Below are 20,349 nucleotides of genomic sequence, written 5' to 3' on the forward strand. Positions count from 1 at the left end.
ACTCTATTTAACAGAAGTAGAGGCGTATTGATTGGTTTTATTATCAAGATAATCAAGTGCTAAGGCGTAGGCGCCCAACCATATTGCCTCACTCGTACCCAAATGAGTTACGCCTATAGCAATACGTTTTTCCCTATTATAAAGTGCCTTTTTTGAACTAAAAGGCACTTTTACGTAGTTTTCATCATCTTTTACGAAGGCACTAAAAGATTCAGGATTGTCTAAGTCAAAAATTTCAGGAATTATACGGCTGTATTTATTCCCTTCAATATCATAAATCACACTTTTTAGGTGTTCTACAGCTTTAGGTATAATAAACTCTGCAGCTCCCGAAATACCACCTCCTATAACAATAGGACCGTCAATAAGCGTAATAGCATTTGCAAGAGCTTCCCCCAGAACGACTGCCATGTGTTCAAATGCACAAATAGCTGCCTTGCTATCGCCTTCTTTTATTCCTTTTGCAATTTCATAGATGTCTTTAGGAGTTGTAGCAGTATAATCTCGAGATTCTTCTGCATAAACTCTTAAGATCGCTCGTATGCTTATACTTTCTTCGGCAATAACATCATTCTTTAAAAAATTTCGCGTAAGCCATAATTCACCAGCTGCAGAATTATCACCCTGGCATATTTGATTATTAACCACTAGACCGGCACCAAATCCCGTGCCCAAGGTTATACCTAAAAGATTTTTATATACCCTTTCGACCCCGTGTTCTTTTAAAGCTTTATTAATGCGTGGTAAAAATCCGGCAACAGCCTCGCCATAGGCAAATAGATCGCCATCATTATTAATAAGTGTAGGTATTTCAAAAATTTCTTCTAACATAGGTCCTAACGCTATTCCATCTTTAAATGACGGAAAATTAGGTAAGTCTCCTATTATACCATTACTGTAATCTGCGGGACCGGGAAAGGCAAAACTTATGGCTACCGGAATTTCAGGTTGTAGAGATTCTTTAACTTTTTGAAAACCTTCTATTATTGTCTTTAAACATTTTTCTAAATTTTCAGAATAAGATGGTAATATTATAGGTGAGATAATTTCTTTACCCAATTGCAACGCAGAAAAAACTAAGTTAGTCCCTCCTGCATCCAGAGTCATTACAATTCTATTATCTTCGTAGACATTCTTCATAAGTGTAATACTATCTCGCTAGATTGTTTGATTTGGTGTTAGCTAAAAAAAACTGCAAACTTAGTAACCACCTATCTTTTGAGCGTTTTTTTTATCTCTTATTTACATTAGATTTATTTATACTTCTACAACAAAAAACTATTGCGCAATAGTAATTATTGCTGCAAACCCACCATTTTTGACCATAGTTATTTTATATTCCTGATTGGCTTCAATGGTTTCCACCGTTTTCTTATAGTCCATTGCTTGTGTACCTGCATTCACGCCGTCTTTAAAAGAAGTCATAGTAAAGGATTCATTTTCATCTAAAAAATCCATCTTAATGGTAAATTCTCTTTGGCCCTTGCTGTTTGCCATACCACCTATAAACCATTTATTCCCTTTGCGTTTTGCGACTAAAACATATTCTCCTATTTTCGCTTTAAGCACTCTTGTTTCCTCCCACGTTGTAGGAACACTTGTTATAAAATCTGTGCATTCTCTTTCGCGATAATAGTTGGTAGGATTGTCTGCAAGCATCTGTAGACCACTTTCAAAAACCACAAACAATGCCATCTGGAAAGCTCGTGTGCCTACTCCTGCAGAATTGGGACGCTCGCTGTAATAGTGTTCTGGCTGCATATTTATCATAGCGCCCGGAGTAAAATCCATAGGTCCTACTGCATTTCGCATAAATGGCAGGTAGATGCTGTTATCTGGGACGGCTCTACCCATTTGTTCAAGACCTAAAACACCTTCATAAGACAACACATTAGGATAGACAGATGAAAGTCCTGAAGGTTTAAATGCTCCATGAAAATCAACAAAAAGTTGATTTTTTGCAGCTTCCTTAGCAACACGCTCATAGAAATTAACCATCCATTGATCACTACGATCCATAAAATCAATTTTTACACCTGCAATACCCCATTCACTGAAAGTTTTAAAAAGATCGAAGTTATGTTCTACCGTGAGCCATGTAAGCCAAAGAACAATTTTTACATTTTTTGCTTTAGCATAATTAATAAGTTCAAAAAGATCTATATCAGGATTTGGGGTATATGGATCTGTAGTAGATTGTGCCCAACCTTCATCCATTATGATGTAAGGAATATTAAATTCTGAAGCGAAATCTATAAAGTATTTATAAGTCTCTTCATTAAAACCTGCGACAAAGTCTACATGATACGGAGAAGCACCGTTCCACCACTCCCAACTTACCTGACCGGGCTTAATCCATGATGTGTTTTTTAGAGCATTAGGAGAAGCTAATTTTTGAGTAAGTGTATTTTTTAAAATTTCACTATCATCCTGTGTTATTAGAAAGTAGCGCCAGGGAAATTCACGTGATCCTTCGGTTTTGGCAATATAATTTGCCCTTTCAATAATTTTCATACTGCGATCTCCTTCATCTTCAAACTCAACAGGATTAAAAGGAAATACACCGGTTAATTGATTAGGCTGTTCTACATTTAAGAACATTCCCGGATAATCTTTTAAATCAGATTCAGCTATAAGGATTTTATAGTTTTCATTTTCCAATAAAACAGGCAGCGTTGAGTTATCAAGCCCATTTGTAAAATCTGTTGTGGGGACGTGAGAATATGGATTTTCATAAGAAGTTTTAAAGGAATCCGTCTGCTGAAGGTGCGCTATATATTTTTCGGGTAAATTAATAACAATATCTTCTTTTTCAACCTCTATTTCGTTTTTTAAATGGGTAATAAAGCGATAGGCCACTCCCTCGTTATACACCCTGAACTCTACATCATAACCACCTTTAAAATTAATTTTCAATAAGTTATACTGATTATTTATGCTGCTGTATTTTAAAGGCACAACCGGTGAAAAATCCTCATTTACCGCAGTAATTTTATAATTCTTAAGTTTTGGATTTTCCCCTAAAACCTGCTCTTTAAGATGCAATCCCAAGGTATTTTTATTAAAAATCGCCTGATTATTTAAAGTTACAGAATACTCAATTCTGCCATCCAGACTTACGGTTACATTTAGTTGACCATTAGGAGATGACACATTTAAGTCCTGGCCAAAAGAAGAGGTGAACATGCATAAAAAACATGCTAAACTGGTAAATAATTGTTTCATGAGTATTTTTGTTAATCTCTACTAGATTTAAAGACTAGTTTTTTCTTTTACAAAATTTAGTAATAACGGAAATGCAGGATGTGTCATATTATGACCATAGCCCTGCATCTCATACTGTGTAATATCTTTTTGACCAGATACCTTCATCATTCTGTAGAAATAAGCATTCTCTTCATAGCGCCCCAGCATTTCCAGCTCACGGTCTCCTGTAATTAATAAAGTAGGTGGCGCATCACTTCTTACATAATATAAAGGGGCCCATTCATCTACTACAGGTTGCTCTCCGGGTATGCCACGTTCTGCCCTAATAGTAAAGTGAGTAATCGTATGACCACTAAAAGGAACGAGGCCTGCTACAGAATTTGCATCAATATTGTATTGCCTCAAACGATCTTTATCCATTACGGTCATTAATGCTAAATAACCGCCTGCGCTGTGACCAGAAATAAATATTTCTGATGAATCACCATTATATTTATCTATGTTATTAAAAACCCATGCGACAGCAGCTGTGGCGTCATCAATACATGTTGCCGCTTTCACCTTAGGAGAAAGCCTATACCCTACCCCAACTATGCAATAGCCTTTATCTTTTAAATCTTGAGGAATTTCCTTTTTACCACCTGTAAGACCGCCACCGTGAAACCAAACAATAACCGGTACATTTTCTTTATTTTCAGGGTAATAGATATCAAGAAGACATTGTTTTTTTTGATAATCAGTTTGATTATTAGTGCTTTCAGAATAGTACAATATGTCTTTAACCTCTTTATAATTTTTCTGGCTAAAAGCAACAGTTGTCCCTAAAAGAAAAAACAGAAGAAGTATTGATTTTTTCATAATCATCTTTAGTTGGTTTTGATCTTAAGTTGACCACCGTCGTTTAATTGCTCCTGATTTATAAAATATCCGTCTAACTTTTTACCGTTAAATATTATATTTTTTAGGTTTCTGGAGTGATCATCCTGATTTATATGGAGGCTTTTTTTATCTGATAATTTCCAATTAACATCTTTAAAAATGGGTATTGAAACAAGATATTTATTATCTGCGGGTGACAAAGGATATAGTCCCGAAGCGGCAAAAACATACCATGCAGACATTTCACCGGCATCGTCCATTCCAGATAGTGCCAGACCGTCTTTTCCCACTCCGTAATAATGAGATAGAATTGTATCTATAATTTTTTGTGATTTTTCGGGCTTATCTATAAAATAGTAAGCGAAGGGCGCTTCATGATCTGGCTGATTGCCCTGGCAGTATTGCCCTATAAAACCAGATACATTGCGAGCAATATGATTGGGATTCCACGGAAGTGTAAAAAGAGAGTCCAGTTTTTCTTCAAATTGTTTTTTGCTCTCATACAAGTCTACTAATCCCGGCATATCATGAGGTACATAAAAAGATACTTGCCATGCATTTGCCTCACGATACATATACTCATAATAAGGATACTGAGGATCAAAAGGCATTATCCAGTCCCCATTGTCAAGTCTGCCGCGCATAAAATGTGTTTTAGGATCAAAAACATTTTTATAGTTTTTTGAACGCTGCATTAAATCTTTAGCATGCTTCTCATCTCCCATTTGTGTAGCGAGTAATGATAAACTATAATCATCATGAGCAAATTCTAATGTTTTAGAAACTCCTGCTTTGGCTTTCGTTTCAGTATTGGGATTTTTAACATCAGGATCAGAAATGAAGCCTTTGGCTATATATTCTGAAATAAATGGTCGCGTGCCGCCTTCTTTATACGCATTATTTAACAGCAGGTCGTATGCTTTTTTTACATCAAAATTTTTGATTCCCTTGCCATAAGCGCCCGCAATGAATGAAGCAGCGTGGTCACCGTGAAAAAATGTAGGCATAAAGCCGGAAATTTCACCACGATCAATAAGCGATTGGATAATATCTCCTGTTACATCTGGAGAAAGTAAACTAAGTAAAACTAATTTATTGCGATAAGTATCCCAGAGTGACGGGATTGTGTAAAACCTAAAACCTTTATTTTGCTTGTTACCAGCATCATCTGTGAAATCGCCGTTATAATCGCTACGCAAAGCCGGCCACTGTAATGACCGATATAAAGAAGAGTAGAAAAGTTCGTTTTGCTTTTGGGTCCCACCACTTACCTCAATTTTTGAAAGTACTTTTTCCCAAGTATTAATGCCTTGGTTATGAATAGTCTCAAAATCTTTAATGCCAACTTCTTTTTCTAAATTTTCTGCTGCGTTTACAGTGCTCACAAATGAAAGTCCTATTTTGAGAATAACCGGTTTATCTTTCGCTTTAAGCGTTATCAAGGCATAGCCTTCTTTTTTATCTGTATTTACACGATTAATATCCTGTATATCCTCAGAGACGGTAGCAAAAAAATAAATTCTCTCTCTACCCATTTGTTGAAAACCTTCCAGTTGACGCTCGCTCGTCTGGTTGATCTCCCAATGTGATACCCCGTTATTTGCCCTGCCCAGATCAAAAAGGATGCGGTGATCGTTCTTATTACCAAATGTATATTCATGAATTCCCGCCCTTAAGGTAGATGTTACGCGTACCTTAACATTATAATCACTAAGCTCTACCTCATAATATGCCGGTGAAGCGTTTTCTGATGTTTTACTGAATGCTGATTTATATGGAAAATTGGCCTTGCCGGAAACTGGTAACACCGGAATGTTGCATAGATTCCAATGCCCTTTATTCGTATGGGTAAAACCTATAATCTCATTATCTTCATACTCATAACCAGCGCCGCTACCGTACTGTGTAATAGGGCTAAGCTGAACCATGGCATTAGGTAAGGTTGAACCAGGATAAGTTAATCCTGCCCAAACTCGCCAATTTTCAGGAGGTGTATAACCTATGAAATCGGGATCTGTAAGTGGTGCTGTTCCTAAAAACGGATTTACAAAGCGGGTAAGATTTGTTTCATATTTAGTTTTACCATCCTTCTCCTGAGCTATACCAGTATATAATGGCACTATTGTAAGTATAAGTAGCCAAAATAGACAGGTTTTGTTAAATCGATTTAGCATTTTGGTTATATCAGTTTATTATGAGTTCATTTTGGTTGAAAAACCTCCCTTTACAGGCCAATTATCGGCGGAAAATGGCAAATATCGGCCTGTAAATAATAGTTTTTATTGTTTAGGATAAAACTTCAGGATGCTCTTGATAGGTCTTCCATAGTAATTCACCAAATAGCGTATTAGCCCATGCAAACCAAGATCTTGAAAAATCTTTAGGATCATTTTTATTAAAAGATTCATGCATAAATCCTGTGCCGCCGTGTGTATCTTTAAGCATATTGATACACTCTTTTATTTCATCTTTATCTGTACTTGTGAGTCCACGCATAGTTATAGCCATAGGCCAGATCATATCCATCCCAACGTGTGGACCACCTATACCTTCGGCAGCAGTTCCCTTAAAGAAAAATGGATTATCAAGTGACCATACAAATTTTCTGGTATTTTGATAAATAGGATCATTAACATCAATGGCATCCAGATAAGGTAATGACAATAAACTAGGTACGTTTGCATCATCCATTAGGAGATGGTTGCCATATCCATCAATTTCAAATGCATAAATTTTACCATATTTTTTATGGTCTACAATGGCATACTCCTGTATAGCTTGCTTTACCTCATCACGTAAGGCTCTCAATTCTTTCGCGGTAGCGGTATCTTTAGCAAGAGTTTCCATCATTTCTGCTGCCTGATCAAGACTTACAACGGCAAAGAAGTTTGAAGGAATTAAAAAAGAGAAAACGGTTGAATCGTCGCTAGGGCGAAAGGCGCTGCAGATAAGACCTACCGGCTTTACAGGATATCCATAGCCTTTTAATGTGCGGGTATCTGTACCATGTGGCGTTTCTCTTTGAAAGGAATAAGGTCCCTTACCCTCCTTTTGTTGCTGATCTTTAAATACTTTTAATATACTTTTGATTGCATTCTGCCAGTTTTGATCAAAAGGAGATTCATCACCTGTTGTTTTCCAGTAATTATAGGCTAATCTAATAGGGTAACATAAAGAGTCTATTTCATATTTACGCTCATGAACGCCAGCTTTCATATCTGTTAAGTCTGATGTCCATTCCCCTTTTTTATTAGGATCATCATAGAAAGCATTAGCATAGGGATCCTTGAGTATATAACTCGTCTGTCTATTAATAACACCTGCTATAAGGTGCTTTAAATCCTTATCCTTATCAGCAAATTGCATATATGGCCATACCTGAGCAGAACTATCTCTTAACCACATAGCATCAATATCTCCTGTTATAACGTAAGTATCTGGTCTTCCACTCTTCGTTGTATAAGTTACAGTGGTATCTAATGTATTAGGAAAACAATTATTGAAAAGCCAATCTAGCTCTTCATCCTTTACATTTTTTTGAAACTCTTTAATTGCATTTTCAACGGCATGACTTTCAAAATTGCGTTGTCCCTTTGCTACACGAACAATAGGAAATGTTTTAAAATTATTATAGGGTTCTGCTGCAAGATGAAATGGATCTATCATTGTTAAGCCGCCTATCATTGCTGTATTTTGTATAAATTTTCTTCTTTGCATTTCTGTTCTATCTTTAAAATTATAATTGACTAAAAAGTGGGCTATATCGTTATGCTCTTCGCAGATTCCTGATTATACTTCTTACTTATCCAGCTTCCGTAAATAGCAACTAATAAAAAGCATAAAGCAGGAAGAATAAATGAGAAGTTTATCTCACTTACGCCTAAAATTTTAATATCGTTAACTGCGACACCTCCCATATCTATAATCATTCCCTGAAACTTAGGTAACAAAGCGCCTCCTACGATAGCCATCACCAGACCTGCAGCACCTATTTTAGATTCATCTTCTTTAAGACCTGTAAGAGCAATTCCATAAATTGTAGGAAACATTATAGATAAAAATAAAGATACGGCTACAAGGCAATACATCCCCACTGCTCCCTCAATGGCAATTACACCTAAAGTGGATATACCCCCTAAGGCTGCAAAATAGAAAAGTAATTTACCCGAATTGATAAATTTTAATAGATAAGTACCTATCGCCCGACCCACAGTAAAAAGAATAAATGCAACTAATTGATAACTGGCAGCTACATCGCTGGCAATCCCCATTGATTCTGCATATTGATAAATATACGTCCAGCACATAATTTGTGCACCCATATAAAGAACTAATGAAAGTACGCCCAAATAGTACTTCTTGTTACTCATAAGTTTACTAAAAGTATTTTTAAGGCTGGGAATACCGCCCTCTTCTTTTGCCTGTGGCATTTTATTAACCGCAATTAGGACAAATATTATAAGAACAACAATCCCTAAAATTACGTATGGATCGCGTATAACCATCAAATCAGAGGTTCTTATTAAAACTTTTTTTGCTTCTTCTAAAGTACCATAATTGTCAATATCGTCTGATCTTAGAAGGTCAAGAACAAAAAATTTAGCCACCATCAATCCGGCGATTAACCCTACCGGATTAAAAGCCTGTGCCAAATTTAAACGTTGGGTAGCTGTACTTTCTGAGCCCATTGCTAATATATATGGGTTTGCCGTTGTCTCTAAAAATGCCAAACCAAAAGTAAGTACATAAAGACCTAAACAAAAAAACCAAAATTGCTCTGTTGTAGCGGCTGGATAAAAAAGCAGTGCTCCTAAAGCATACAAGCCAAGACCAATTAATACGCCTGTTTTATAAGAAAATTTTCTAACAAACAAAGCGGCAGGAAGTGCCATACAAAAATAACCTCCATAAAAAGCCATCTGCACCCATGCTGCCTGCGAATTTGTAAGCTCCAGCACTTTTTTAAATGCCTGAACCATAGGATCTGTCACGGCATTTGCAAAACCCCACAGCGCAAAAAGAGACGTTACTAAAATAAATGGTAATAAAACCTTTTTGGAAACTACAGGAGTAATCTTAGGCTCTGTCATAATAAATTAAATAGTTAAGGTATTAGAAATATATCGATGTAATCGTATAGATAAAATTAACATCTCCTTTAAGAGACAATTTACTAAATCGTTTTAGTAAAAATAGCTTTTTTTTAAGAAAAATTGTGAATTGCTACACTTAGAAGAAGAAAAAAACCGATTTAATAATAAAATCATTTTTATAACAAAAAAGAGAACCCTTCTAGGTTCTCTTTTTTCAAGCTTAATGGTATAAATATTGCTTTAGCAACAACCGAAGATTATTATTATTCGGGAATGGATAATAACGCCCATTCACTCATTTGGAAAAGTCCTCCTCCATTATTACTGATCACATCCAGTCTATAATAAAAATAGCTGTTATCGTTATCAAAATAAAATTCGCGAGTAAGATTACGTGAATCAAACTGCTCCCCATTTCGAGAATCTAATGTTTCCCAGTTCTCACCATCATTTGAACCCAAAATTTCCCAATCAAGAGGATCTCTATCCGGCGCATCATTACCAGAGGTTAGGCGATAAAAATTAATAGTTTGTTGTTCCTCAAACTTTAAATCCATATAAAACGGTTGTCTATAATCTGAAAGATATTTAGAATTTAAATCTCCATCAATCAGTTTTAAAGAACCCTCACTTGCTTCTGGCCCTCCGCTATTTTCTCTATTAGCAGTTATTGCTGCCATGCTTGTAACATCTACCGGTGCCCCTGCAATTACTTTTAAACGAGCTTCTGCTGTTAGCTTATCTGCATCATTTGAAGTAATTCTAATGATTGTTTCCCCGGAACCTGTAGCAGTTACTGAAGCAGATTTATCTTCATTTATCTTGATATCTGCAATTGCAGGATCATCTACCGTCCAAGTATAATCCCTTTGTGGTGCTATATTAGGTTCAAATTTTGCCACAATAGTATCTGTTTCCCCAGAAATAAGCAGCACATCTGTACTTTCAAATGTTACTCCGCTCTCAATAAGTGTTGGAAATTCTCTTCTGCCATCTTCTGAACAAGCACATAAAAAGAATACAGTGATTGCAACAAGGAGACTTTTAAATTTTGTTATCATAATTAATATTTTTAATAGCCTGGATTCTGTACCAGATTAGGGTTTGCATCAAGTTGTCTTCTTGGAATAGGATACAATGTTAGGTGTTTATCACCATCTGGTGATTTATCCCACCAGGAACCGGTAGTAAATTTGCCAAATCTAATAAGATCTGTTCTGCGTACACCTTCAAAGATAAATTCGCGTCCTCGTTCTGCCAGAAGCTCATTCATGGTAAGTGTAGCCGTGGTATACATTTCTGTAGGCCAGTCTTCAGCAGAAAAATCTCTTTTACGGCTGGCGTTGATTAAATCAACAGCTTCCTGAGTGGCGGTACCACCATTCATACGCATAAGCGCTTCGGCTTTGTTAAAATAAATTCCGGTTAATCTATAAATAACAAAATCATTTTCTAAATAATTAACATCGTCCTGAGTACCTGATCTATATTTAAAGAAACGAGCTCCACTATTTTCTTCACCATCTGTCATACTTCCTTCTCCGGTCTGACCTTCTGTATTTCTTCTAATGTTGTTAACATAAATAAAAGGCTTACCATTATATTCTTCAGATCCCAGAATAGGCGTATCTGTACCATACTTGTACTGTGGACCAAATAAAAACCAATCCTGTTTTCTCAAATCATTTTCCTCATAAGCATCAAAAGCAGTAGGTATTACAACAAAAGCGTTATTTCCTGAAAAATTAACATCAAGAGCAGCTGTCATATTGTTAAAGCCCATATAGAAAGAACCCCAGTTGTAGCCAAAATCATTTTTTCTACTAAAAGGAAACTGAAAAATATTTTCAGATGAATTTTCATTAGTATTGCTAAAAGGTCCTAAAATATCCGGATCAAGTTCCATAACTCCGGTAAGTGAACCACCATCTCCATCAATAATCTTATCTGAGTATTTAATACAATCTGCCCAGCGCGGTGTACCGCTCCATACTTCTGCATTAAGATAAAGTTCTGAAAGCATAGCATACCCTACCGCTTTAGAAACACGTCCTAATAATTGAGGAGAAAGCGGTTGTAACTTTTCTACATTATCAAGCAATTCGCTCTCTATAAATGCAAAAACTTCTGCTCTGCTTTGTGTTTCCGGATTTGTAGGAATACCTACTTGAGTTACAATTGGCACATTACCCCACATATCCATAATTTTCATATAATGATAAGCGCGAAGCACCTTTGATTCTGCTATAATAGACTGTAATCTTTCTGGAGTTACCCCAATAGCATCAGCATCTACATTCTCAATACTTTCTATAGCAGAGTTTACAAAACCAAGTCCCGTCCACATAAGTTGCCAGGCATTATTTAATCTACCTTCTTCAGGAGTCCAAGTATGATAATGTTGACGAATATGATCTGCATTATCGTAACCATGACGTCCCTTTTGAGGCCAAGCTGTTTGATCTGCAGAAAGCTCATTATGATAATAATAACCATCCTGTCCTGACCAAGCAAGCCAAGCCTGCATATGCGTAAAGGGGCGCAGTGTAGCTTGAACCAACTCTAGTTCATTATTGTAAAAATTTCCCTGAGACAATTCTGAATAGGTTGTCTCATCTAAATCTGTACATCCAAAGATTAAAAAGGCCATTAAACACCCTCCCAGTCTTTTTATATAATTACTTTTTTTCATGTTTTTTTCTTAAAAGTTTACGTTAATGCCAGCTGTTACTGTCACAGTACGCGGATAAAAATTTCTGTCATCTACACCGGGATTAAGACCAGTATCCTGTACTTCAGGATCTCTCCCTGTATACTCAGTAAAGGTCGCGAGGTTTCTTGCGCTACCATAAACTCTAAGCGCTGAAAACAGACTGCCTTCGGCCAAATTAAAATTATAGCCCAAGGTCAAGTTATCTAATTTGACAAAATCTCCTTTTTCCAGATAATAATCAGAATATTGTGGAGCTTCATCTATTTGACTGTATTTGCCCAAAGCAGAAGTAAGAATATTTCCTGTACCGGCTAAGGCTGGATTGCCATAAAAAATATCTACGGTATTAAGGATATCATATTTGAATTTACCCCTGAAGAAAACTGTAAGATCAAAATTCTTATATTTAAATGTACTTGTTAAAGAAGCATAATATTTAGGAAGACCATTCCCTATATATGCTTTATCATCTTCTAACATGTCATTTGTGCCTCCAATAGTTCCGTCAGCTTTATGAAAAAGCCATTTGCCATCAACAGTAAACCCTGCAAAGCGCTTACCGTAAAAGTTTCCTATAGGAGATCCTTCTTCATTTCTTATGGCATCTCCTAAATTTCCAGGATTACCAATATTTCCTCCTCTTAAATCTGTTACTTTAAAAACCTGATTAGAAAGCTCTGTAAGTTCATTTTCCTGATAACTTCCGGTAGCATCTATTGTCCATGTAAAATCACCCTCGCTTAAAACTCTTGCAGTAATGGCCAATTCTATTCCTTTATTTGTAATAGAGCCCACATTAGTATATATAGATGGCTGAACGAAAGAGGGTTGTGGCACACCGTATGACAATAATAAATCTTCAGTTTTTCTACGGTACAAATCTAAAGCTCCAGTAAATCTATTAGATAGGAATCCGAAATCAACACCAATGTTTATTTCTCTTTTAGTTTCCCATTTTAAATCTGGATTTGGGTTTTTTACAGGACCATATGTCTGGTAATAAGTAGGATCTGTAGAGCCGTCAGCGAATATAGGATATTTACCTCCTGTACCTAAAGTGACAATTGATTGATAATTAGGAATTCCTTGATTACCTGTAACTCCATAACCTACACGTAACTTGAGGTTATTAACAACATCTGAGTTTGCCAAAAATTCTTCATCAGATATTAACCAACCCCCGGATATTGCAGGAAAACTTGCCCATTTATTATTTGCTCCAAATTTTGATGATCCTTCATGACGTATAGAACCTTGAATAAAATAACGATCCATATATGAATAATTAACACGAGTGAAATAAGCAATAAGCGTATTATCTTCTTTAAAACTATATAAGTTTGGTCGCGGAAGATCTGTATCCGTTATAGCATTACCAGAACCAAAGTTCCAGTCGTTAAAGCCATCTGTGGTAAAACCACTGTTATCCATTGAATAATTCTCAAGAGTTGTATATTGATAACTATAACCCCCTAAAAGTTCAAAAGTTGAATTTTCAAATTCTTTTGTGAAGTTAATGGTAGGCTCAATCGTCTTGGTATATTCAAGTCTGTTACCTTTATAGGCGTAACCAGTACCCTTATAAGCACTTCCCGAGTTATATTGTGCATAATCCTCTGTTGATCTATAAAAACGATCGTTCCATCTATCTTGTTGATAAGATCCAAAAACAGAAGCAGTTAAACCCTCTATAATTTCATAAGACAGTTTCATATCCCCTGAGAAAGTCTGTTGCTTGCGCTGATAAAATCTATTAGCAAATTCAGAAAATGGATTATATCCATTTTGAGGTTGGTAATAGCCGTAAAGTCCTTGATTTTGCAGTGTTTCTGGTGTGTCTGAAAATGGAGCATATATAGGAGCAGTGGGATTCCAATCTGCGACTACTCCAAATTGATTTCCAGCTATTCCTTGATTTTGTAGATTGGTAGTTGTATTCCCTCCTAATAAATTTGCATCGTTAAAATTTGTTGCTATGCTCGATTGTATCTGAAATTTATCATCAAACGCAGACTGATTAAAAGTTGCTCTCACCCCAAATTCTTCTCTTTCATTCTCAAGAGCAATACCCTCTAGATTTCTATAGTAAAAAGAAGCTCTGTAAGTACTGTTTTTTCCACCACCAGAGGCGACGAAATTATGATACTGACTTAAATTAGATTCATTGATTAGTTCATCAAAAATATCTGTAGAGGCTCCTAAATCATTAGATTCTGGTATTAAACCATCTGCAATAGCCTGTCTAAATTCTCCTGCATCTAGAAAATCAGGTTTACTATTGGCAAAATCTTTTGAGAAATAACTAGAGTAATTAAAGGTAGTAACTCCTTTTTTTCCCTTTTTTGTAGTAATTAAAATCACCCCGTTTGTTCCTCGTGTTCCATAGATAGCTGCCGCAGAACCATCTTTTAGCACATCAAAGGATGCGATATCATTTTGCTGAAGAAGATCCAGATTACCACCAGGAATACCATCAATCACAATTAAAGGTTCACCAGAGCCAGTAATTGAGGTAACACCCCTCAATTGAATTGAAGTGCCCGAGTTAGGATCATTTCCTCCCGATCTGGTTATTTGCAGACCTGCAACTTTTCCTTGAATTAAATCCAGCGGAGAGGTAACAACACCCTGATTAAAATCTTCAGTATCAACTTTAGTAACTGCTGTAGTAACTGCCTTACGCTGTTGACTACCATAGCCTATTAATACCACCTCCTGCAAACTCTCTGCATCTGCCTGCATTTCTATGTCAATCACCTGTTGGCCATTAACCGGCATTTCAACCGCTTTCATACCCACATAAGTAAAAACTAAAACAGCCGAGCCGGAGGAGACTTCAATTGAAAAATTCCCATCAAAATCTGACGCTACTCCATTATCTGTGTTTTTTTCTTTTACTGTAACCCCAGGCAATGGCATGCCATCTCCATCTGTAATTGTACCTGTAATTGTAATTGATTGTTGCACCGCACTGAAACCTTCCTGCAGGCTCATAACAGCAAGGAGTAAGCATAAGACCTTCCATTTTTTGAGATTAAAAAAAATCAATCTCTTAAAAATGAAATTGTCAAATGAGTAATCTGCTTTTTTCTGGTAGAGATTTTTCATTCCATTTTGTAATTTAAGTTAGTTAATATTTATTGTGCGAGCTAAATTACTAAATCGTTTTAGCAAAATCAACAATTCCATAATTTAAGATCAAAATTTATTTAATATTTATCCTCAATACTTATAAAAATCTAAAGGGTGAGCTTATTTCTTAGGGAATTGAGGATATAATTGAATGGATTATAATAAAATTGTAATTCGCTCTATTAAGAAGTACATAAAGCTATTATTAAATGAATATATTAGGAATTTCTCATTTATTCTATACCTTAAAGAAACAAATTCTATATTTAACTGCTATAATATTAATTAATATGCAATTCACTTCTGAAAAAATGAAAAATGAATAATCTTAGAAATTTCGGCTTCTTCCTCCTTTTATCTCTTTTTACACTTTATGCCCAAAACCGAGAGTTTAAAGTGGAAAAACGTTTTATAAATCTTCCGGTGCAGAATCAACTTGACACTCAAAACCTACAAGTTTTAGTAGGAGATACAATCTATCGTGAATTTGATATTCAATTAGCCGAATCTGATCCCGATTTTTGGGTACCTCTGGACATGAAAGACTACCAAGGCAAAAGTGTCACAATTAAAGCTGAGAAACCTTCCAAAAAAGGTTTAGGTCTTATATATCAGTCTGAGCAAATTGCAGGATACGATTCTTTATATACTGAAAGATTGCGCCCTCAGATCCATTTTACTTCGCAACGCGGTTGGATAAATGACCCTAATGGTCTCGTCTACAATAATGGTGAGTATCACTTATATTATCAACATAATCCTTTTGGCTGGAGCTGGGGTAATATGCATTGGGGCAACGCAGTGAGTAAAGATCTTGTACATTGGAAAGAATTACCTACAGCTCTATACCCTCCAACTTATCAGGACATGGCTTTTTCTGGTTCTGCAGTGATTGACACACAAAACACTTCAGGTTTCTCAAGTAATGATACCCCACCATTAGTAGTGGCTTTTACAAGTACTGGCAGAGGTGAATGTATTGTTTACAGTCTCGATAATGGCCGTACTTTTAAAGAATATGCAAAAAACCCCGTATTAAAACATCAAGGAAGAGATCCTAAAATATTTTGGTATGCTCCTGATAAACATTGGGTGATGGTTGTATACAATGAATTGCCTACAACTGATAAAGAAGGTAAAGAATCGCATATAAAATCATTTCAAATTCACACATCTACTGATTTGAAGAATTGGGAATATCAATCAGAGATTTTAGATTTTTATGAATGCCCGGAACTTTTTGAACTTCCAATAGATGATAATCCAAAAAACAGCAAGTGGGTTATGTATGGAGCTGATGGGCAGTATTTTATTGGAGATTTTAATGGAAAGATTTTTACTCCACAAACTCCTAAATATCAGTATAAAACAGGAAATGCTTATGCTTCTCAAACATATAACAATACACCAGATGGAAAACGTATACAAATGTCTTGGGGAAACGGAATTGAGTCTAAAGGAATGCCATTTAATCAACTAATGCTTTTCCCAACAGAATTGAAACTTCGTACCACAGATGAGGGCGTTCGCATGTTCCCCAAACCCATAGATGCGATAAATGCTCTACATAAGGATAAACATATGTGGGAAAATGTAATTCTCTCTAATAATAAACCACTTTCAACTAATGTTGCTCTTGATGTTATGCATCTTATTGCAGAATTCAATGTTGATAGTAATGCCAATTTTGGAATGGACATAAATGGTTTTAACATAGATTACAATGCTAAAGAACAAAAATTGAATGATGTTGAAGTGAAACCAATTAATGGCAAGTTAAAACTGGAAATTATAGTAGATCGTACAAGTATAGAAATTTTCGCAAATGATGGTAGAGCCTATATTGTAAAACCACATATAGCAAAAACAAATAATTTGCACGTCAACGCTTATTCTAATGCTAAGGAGGAAGGCACAAGATTGAACAAATTTGCCATTTATGAAATGAAATCGATTTGGGAGTAAAAAGGTTTTAGCTGTTAAAACGTAAATAAATTCTTTAATCGAAATATTTCTTTTCTCTAACTATCAACCTGAGCATAAAGAAATATTGGGACTTTTACGGTCGATTTTAACCCATAATTCACCGATTTTTATAGTCCAAAAATCACCTGAAAATTACTTAAAAATGGGTAAAACAGGCATAAAATCAGTTTAGTATTTAATCAAGAACATCAAGTCAAGATCTTCAGTTTCACACATATTATTGCAGAGTATTAACCTTCTCTTAATGTATTAATTAGGTATGATTAAGAATATAAATTCTTTATCATACTTGAACTAAATAAATAATGACCTCCTCCCGTTAAATCAGACTATTTGAAACTAGAGAAATCTGGGCGAATAAATGTTTAATTTTAAATACATTATTTGCTTATGAAACTATCAAAATATTCGGAATTCCTGATTGTATTTGCGATCAAACAGGTTGAGACGGGCACCAGGCTGCAGGAGGTATGCCGCAAGATGGGCATCAGTGAGGCCACATTCTACAATTGGAAGAAGAAATAATATGGGAGTCTTGATTTCTCTGAACTGAGAAGGCTTAAAAACCTAGGGGAGGAGAATTCGGAGTTAAAGAAACTGGTTGCCGATCTCAGCATGGAAAAATAAATCCTTCAGGATGTTCTGAAAAAAAATCTGAGGCCTTCCCGAAAACGTGGGATGGTCGATGAGATCAGAATGGAGTACCATATTTCCATCCAGCGTTGCTGCAAACTTATCGTATTGCACAAGAGGGTGTTCTATTATCGGGTCAAGGAAAGGGATGATACCTTGCTGCGGATGCGGATGAATGAAATTACCGAGGTACGGGTACGTTATGGTTTTTAGCGCTTGCACATTCTGCAGCGACGTGAAGGTTTATGGGTAACCATAAGCGTATGTATCGGGTGTATTGTGAAGAGGGTTTGAATCTAAGGTCAAAAAGGCCAAGGCGCAACCGCTGCGCTGCCCATAGACAACCCATTGAAGGGAATGCCTCCAGTTTAAACGAATGTTGGAGCATGGATTTTGTAGCGGTTCAGCTGTATGATGGGAGCCGTTTCAGAGCCTTAACTATAGTTGATAATTATCACCGCAGGTGCCTAGCTATATATGCAGGAAAATCCCTTAAGGGAAGTGATGTTGTTGGTGTAATGAATAATCTTAAAATTATGTTTGGAAGTATCTCCGGTGCGCCTAAAAGTGGATAACGGCAGTGAGTTCATCAGCAACGTATTGAACAAATGGGCCTATGACAACAAGGTTGAACTGGATTTTTCAAGACCGGGAACCTTCAGATAACCCTATTATCGAAAGCTTCAACGGGTCATTCAGGGATGAATGTCTGAATACAAATTGGTTCCTCTCCTTGGAGGATGCACAGGAAAAGTTCGATATTTGGAGAGAAGACTATAACGGGTTCAGACCGCACAGCTCATTAGAGGGACATGTCCCCCCAATGAGTACATAGAAATCAATGAAAATAGTCCCGATTCTCTAGTTATGACCAACACCTAATTATGGGAGGAGGTAACGCGGATTTTCTATTCCGTTTTTATTAGTCTCAGGTAAGAGTATAAAACCCTTCAATTATTGCAGAACATTCGTACTTCTAAAAACTATAATTTGGCTAAAGGGTAATAGTCCAAGAAAAGGTTCCTATATAGTAAGTAGATTAACTTGTCATCTAGTTTGGGTTACCAAATACAGGTATAAAGTTTTGCATAAAGATGTTCAAAAAAATACCGAAAGATCTGATCTACATAGACGCATGTAGAATATGCTTCAAAAATAAATGTCAGTTACATAGTAAAACAATTAAAGAGTCGGACATCGCGCAAGTTACAGCAAGAATTTTTTCAACTAAAGGAGCGTCACTGCGGAAAATATTTTAGACAAGTACTTATGGTGTTTAGAGTACGAGAAATATAACTTATACACTGGTTTGTCTATTTGGAGCATCATCGACGAGAAGGTTCGGACAAGTCCAATTTTATATTGATAATGAAGGGGACTTTTAGTCCCTCATAAATGAAACCGCTGACTTTCAGTGCAAAGTGATATAGTTTACACCCACGATACAGATCTAGCGACAAAACATAAAAGATTCTTTCAATTTTTAAGAATTAAAGACCTCACTAATCCAATCAAAGCATAAAATCAAGCAGCATATATAATACTTTAACGTCTATTCTTCTTCATCTTTAGAAGGAGCTTCTGTAGAAACTTCAGCTTCCTCCAGATAGAGCATATCTTTTGCCTGAAGCAAGTTATACCACTGTATTATCTTTTTAATATCGCTGGCATATACACGATCTTCATCAAAATTAGGAAGCACTTCAAAAAAGTAAGCTTCTAACTCATCTTTAGATTTTTTGTGATCTATAGCAGGACCGCCGTCTTCTTTTTCTGAGATCTTAGCAAATACATCTTTTAATGGCACTTCACCATCTAAAGTATAGATAGCAATTTCTGAAAGTATACTCACATTGTGACGCATACCTACAGGTATTTTCTTTCCGTCTAAAAGAGATTCGGCTATAAAACCTGTGCGGGTTTGTGTTTTAAGACTGTAAAGGCCTGGTTTTCCTGAAATGGACAATATTTTGTCTAAACTCATATTTTATTTTTATGCTTTGGTAACGAAAAAGACATCATCTGTCTCTGTCGTGAATTATTTTTTAAAGGCGATACTTTTCTTGCAAAAAGCAAGGGCGCAAATATCATGCTCTTTTTTTATTTTCAAAATAAATTATCTTCCCTTTTTTACCGGAAAGCGCATGCGATAATCACTATTTACTTTGCCTTTGCTAATATTTGCCAGTTTTCCTTTTATCAAACGTTTCTTTAAGCTTGACAGTTTATCTGTAAACAGAATACCCTCGATGTGGTCGTATTCATGTTGAACTACTCTGGCTATAAGACCAGTGTACGTATCTGTATGCTCTACAAAGTTCTCGTCCTGATACTTTATAGTGACTTGCTCCTGTCTAAAAACATCCTCATTAATACCGGGAATACTTAAACAGCCTTCGCCAAAAGCCCACTCATCACCATCTTCATTAACAATATTTGCATTGATGAAAACCTTTTTAAAGCTTGCCAGTTCTTCACGTTCTTCTTCGGTAAGTTCTTCATCATCTGCAAACGGAGACGTATCTACCAGAAAAATTCTAATTGCTTTTCCTATCTGTGGCGCTGCAAGACCTACACCACTGGCACCATACATAGTCTCAAACATATTCTCAATAAGTTCTGCAAGGCCTGGATAATCCTTATCTATTACTTCGGCATTTTTTCGCAATACGGGATCACCGTAAGCCACTATAGGTAATATCATTT

General features: G+C 36.1%; 12 protein-coding genes and 2 pseudogenes. 3 read left to right on the plus strand and 11 right to left on the minus strand.

Annotated elements, in window-relative coordinates:
- Nucleotides 1–3: 3 nt before the first annotated feature.
- The 9 genes from ACH3O9_RS17240 to ACH3O9_RS17280 all read right to left on the minus strand — a co-directional run bounded on the left by ACH3O9_RS17240 (nt 4) and on the right by ACH3O9_RS17280 (nt 15,000).
- Nucleotides 4–1,140 carry an ROK family protein gene (locus ACH3O9_RS17240; RefSeq protein ID WP_416442474.1) on the minus strand — a complete coding sequence of 379 codons (1,137 nt, stop codon included), beginning with the start codon at nt 1,138–1,140 and terminating at the stop codon, nt 4–6.
- 138 nt (nt 1,141–1,278) lie between these two features.
- Nucleotides 1,279–3,225 carry a glycoside hydrolase family 97 protein gene (locus ACH3O9_RS17245; protein ID WP_416442476.1) on the minus strand — a complete coding sequence of 649 codons (1,947 nt, stop codon included), beginning with the start codon at nt 3,223–3,225 and terminating at the stop codon, nt 1,279–1,281.
- A 27-nt stretch (nt 3,226–3,252) separates the two neighbouring features.
- The gene (locus ACH3O9_RS17250) at nt 3,253–4,065 is read right to left on the minus strand and encodes an alpha/beta hydrolase (protein ID WP_416442478.1); all 813 of its coding nucleotides are present in this window, start codon (nt 4,063–4,065) and stop codon (nt 3,253–3,255) included.
- An 8-nt stretch (nt 4,066–4,073) separates the two neighbouring features.
- Entirely contained in the window at nt 4,074–6,206 is a 2,133-nt protein-coding gene (locus ACH3O9_RS17255; protein ID WP_416442480.1) for a GH92 family glycosyl hydrolase, read from the minus strand.
- A gap of 166 nt (nt 6,207–6,372) precedes the next feature.
- Nucleotides 6,373–7,803 carry a glycoside hydrolase family 125 protein gene (locus ACH3O9_RS17260; protein WP_416442482.1) on the minus strand — a complete coding sequence of 477 codons (1,431 nt, stop codon included), beginning with the start codon at nt 7,801–7,803 and terminating at the stop codon, nt 6,373–6,375.
- A gap of 41 nt (nt 7,804–7,844) precedes the next feature.
- Nucleotides 7,845–9,176: an L-fucose:H+ symporter permease gene (gene fucP / locus ACH3O9_RS17265; RefSeq protein ID WP_416442484.1), complete on the minus strand. Its 1,332-nt coding sequence runs from the start codon at nt 9,174–9,176 to the stop codon at nt 7,845–7,847.
- Between the two features lie 266 nt (nt 9,177–9,442).
- Nucleotides 9,443–10,240 (minus strand): discoidin domain-containing protein, encoded by a 798-nt coding sequence (locus ACH3O9_RS17270; protein ID WP_416442486.1) that lies wholly within the window; start codon nt 10,238–10,240, stop codon nt 9,443–9,445.
- An 11-nt stretch (nt 10,241–10,251) separates the two neighbouring features.
- On the minus strand, nt 10,252–11,871 hold the full coding sequence (locus ACH3O9_RS17275) for a RagB/SusD family nutrient uptake outer membrane protein (protein WP_416442488.1): 1,620 nt from the start codon (nt 11,869–11,871) through the stop codon (nt 10,252–10,254).
- Between the two features lie 9 nt (nt 11,872–11,880).
- Nucleotides 11,881–15,000 (minus strand): SusC/RagA family TonB-linked outer membrane protein, encoded by a 3,120-nt coding sequence (locus ACH3O9_RS17280; RefSeq protein WP_416442490.1) that lies wholly within the window; start codon nt 14,998–15,000, stop codon nt 11,881–11,883.
- A 342-nt stretch (nt 15,001–15,342) separates the two neighbouring features.
- On the opposite strand from ACH3O9_RS17280, the gene ACH3O9_RS17285 reads away from it, so the two are divergent.
- The 3 genes and pseudogenes from ACH3O9_RS17285 to ACH3O9_RS17295 all read left to right on the plus strand — a co-directional run bounded on the left by ACH3O9_RS17285 (nt 15,343) and on the right by ACH3O9_RS17295 (nt 19,038).
- A complete protein-coding gene (locus ACH3O9_RS17285; RefSeq protein WP_416442492.1) occupies nt 15,343–16,989 on the plus strand; it encodes a DUF4980 domain-containing protein in 1,647 nt (548 codons plus the stop codon).
- A 411-nt stretch (nt 16,990–17,400) separates the two neighbouring features.
- Nucleotides 17,401–18,478 (plus strand): annotated as a pseudogene (locus ACH3O9_RS17290) (IS3 family transposase).
- A gap of 153 nt (nt 18,479–18,631) precedes the next feature.
- Nucleotides 18,632–19,038 (plus strand): annotated as a pseudogene (locus tag ACH3O9_RS17295) (transposase).
- 157 nt (nt 19,039–19,195) lie between these two features.
- Here ACH3O9_RS17295 and ACH3O9_RS17300 read toward each other — a convergent pair.
- Both ACH3O9_RS17300 and def read right to left on the minus strand, forming a co-directional pair.
- Nucleotides 19,196–19,627, minus strand: a complete 432-nt coding sequence (locus tag ACH3O9_RS17300; protein WP_416442494.1) for a DUF5606 domain-containing protein — start codon at nt 19,625–19,627, stop codon at nt 19,196–19,198.
- Between the two features lie 132 nt (nt 19,628–19,759).
- Nucleotides 19,760–20,347 (minus strand): peptide deformylase, encoded by a 588-nt coding sequence (def, locus tag ACH3O9_RS17305; RefSeq protein ID WP_416442496.1) that lies wholly within the window; start codon nt 20,345–20,347, stop codon nt 19,760–19,762.
- Between the last annotated feature and the right edge of the window lie 2 nt (nt 20,348–20,349).

The sequence above is a fragment of the Leeuwenhoekiella sp. A16 genome (assembly GCF_047946675.1).
GTDB lineage: Bacteria > Bacteroidota > Bacteroidia > Flavobacteriales > Flavobacteriaceae > Leeuwenhoekiella.

Excerpts from the sequence above, each read along its gene's own strand:
- ACH3O9_RS17280 (WP_416442490.1), bottom strand. The coding sequence starts at position 15,000 with ATGAAAAATCTCTACCAGAAAAAAGCAGATTACTCATTTGACAATTTC.
- ACH3O9_RS17250 (WP_416442478.1), bottom strand. The coding sequence starts at position 4,065 with ATGAAAAAATCAATACTTCTTCTGTTTTTTCTTTTAGGGACAACTGTT.
- fucP (WP_416442484.1), bottom strand. The coding sequence starts at position 9,176 with ATGACAGAGCCTAAGATTACTCCTGTAGTTTCCAAAAAGGTTTTATTA.
- def (WP_416442496.1), bottom strand. The coding sequence starts at position 20,347 with ATGATATTACCTATAGTGGCTTACGGTGATCCCGTATTGCGAAAAAAT.
- ACH3O9_RS17260 (WP_416442482.1), bottom strand. The coding sequence starts at position 7,803 with ATGCAAAGAAGAAAATTTATACAAAATACAGCAATGATAGGCGGCTTA.
- ACH3O9_RS17240 (WP_416442474.1), bottom strand. The coding sequence starts at position 1,140 with ATGAAGAATGTCTACGAAGATAATAGAATTGTAATGACTCTGGATGCA.
- ACH3O9_RS17275 (WP_416442488.1), bottom strand. The coding sequence starts at position 11,871 with ATGAAAAAAAGTAATTATATAAAAAGACTGGGAGGGTGTTTAATGGCC.
- ACH3O9_RS17270 (WP_416442486.1), bottom strand. The coding sequence starts at position 10,240 with ATGATAACAAAATTTAAAAGTCTCCTTGTTGCAATCACTGTATTCTTT.
- ACH3O9_RS17300 (WP_416442494.1), bottom strand. The coding sequence starts at position 19,627 with ATGAGTTTAGACAAAATATTGTCCATTTCAGGAAAACCAGGCCTTTAC.
- ACH3O9_RS17285 (WP_416442492.1), top strand. The coding sequence starts at position 15,343 with ATGAATAATCTTAGAAATTTCGGCTTCTTCCTCCTTTTATCTCTTTTT.
- ACH3O9_RS17245 (WP_416442476.1), bottom strand. The coding sequence starts at position 3,225 with ATGAAACAATTATTTACCAGTTTAGCATGTTTTTTATGCATGTTCACC.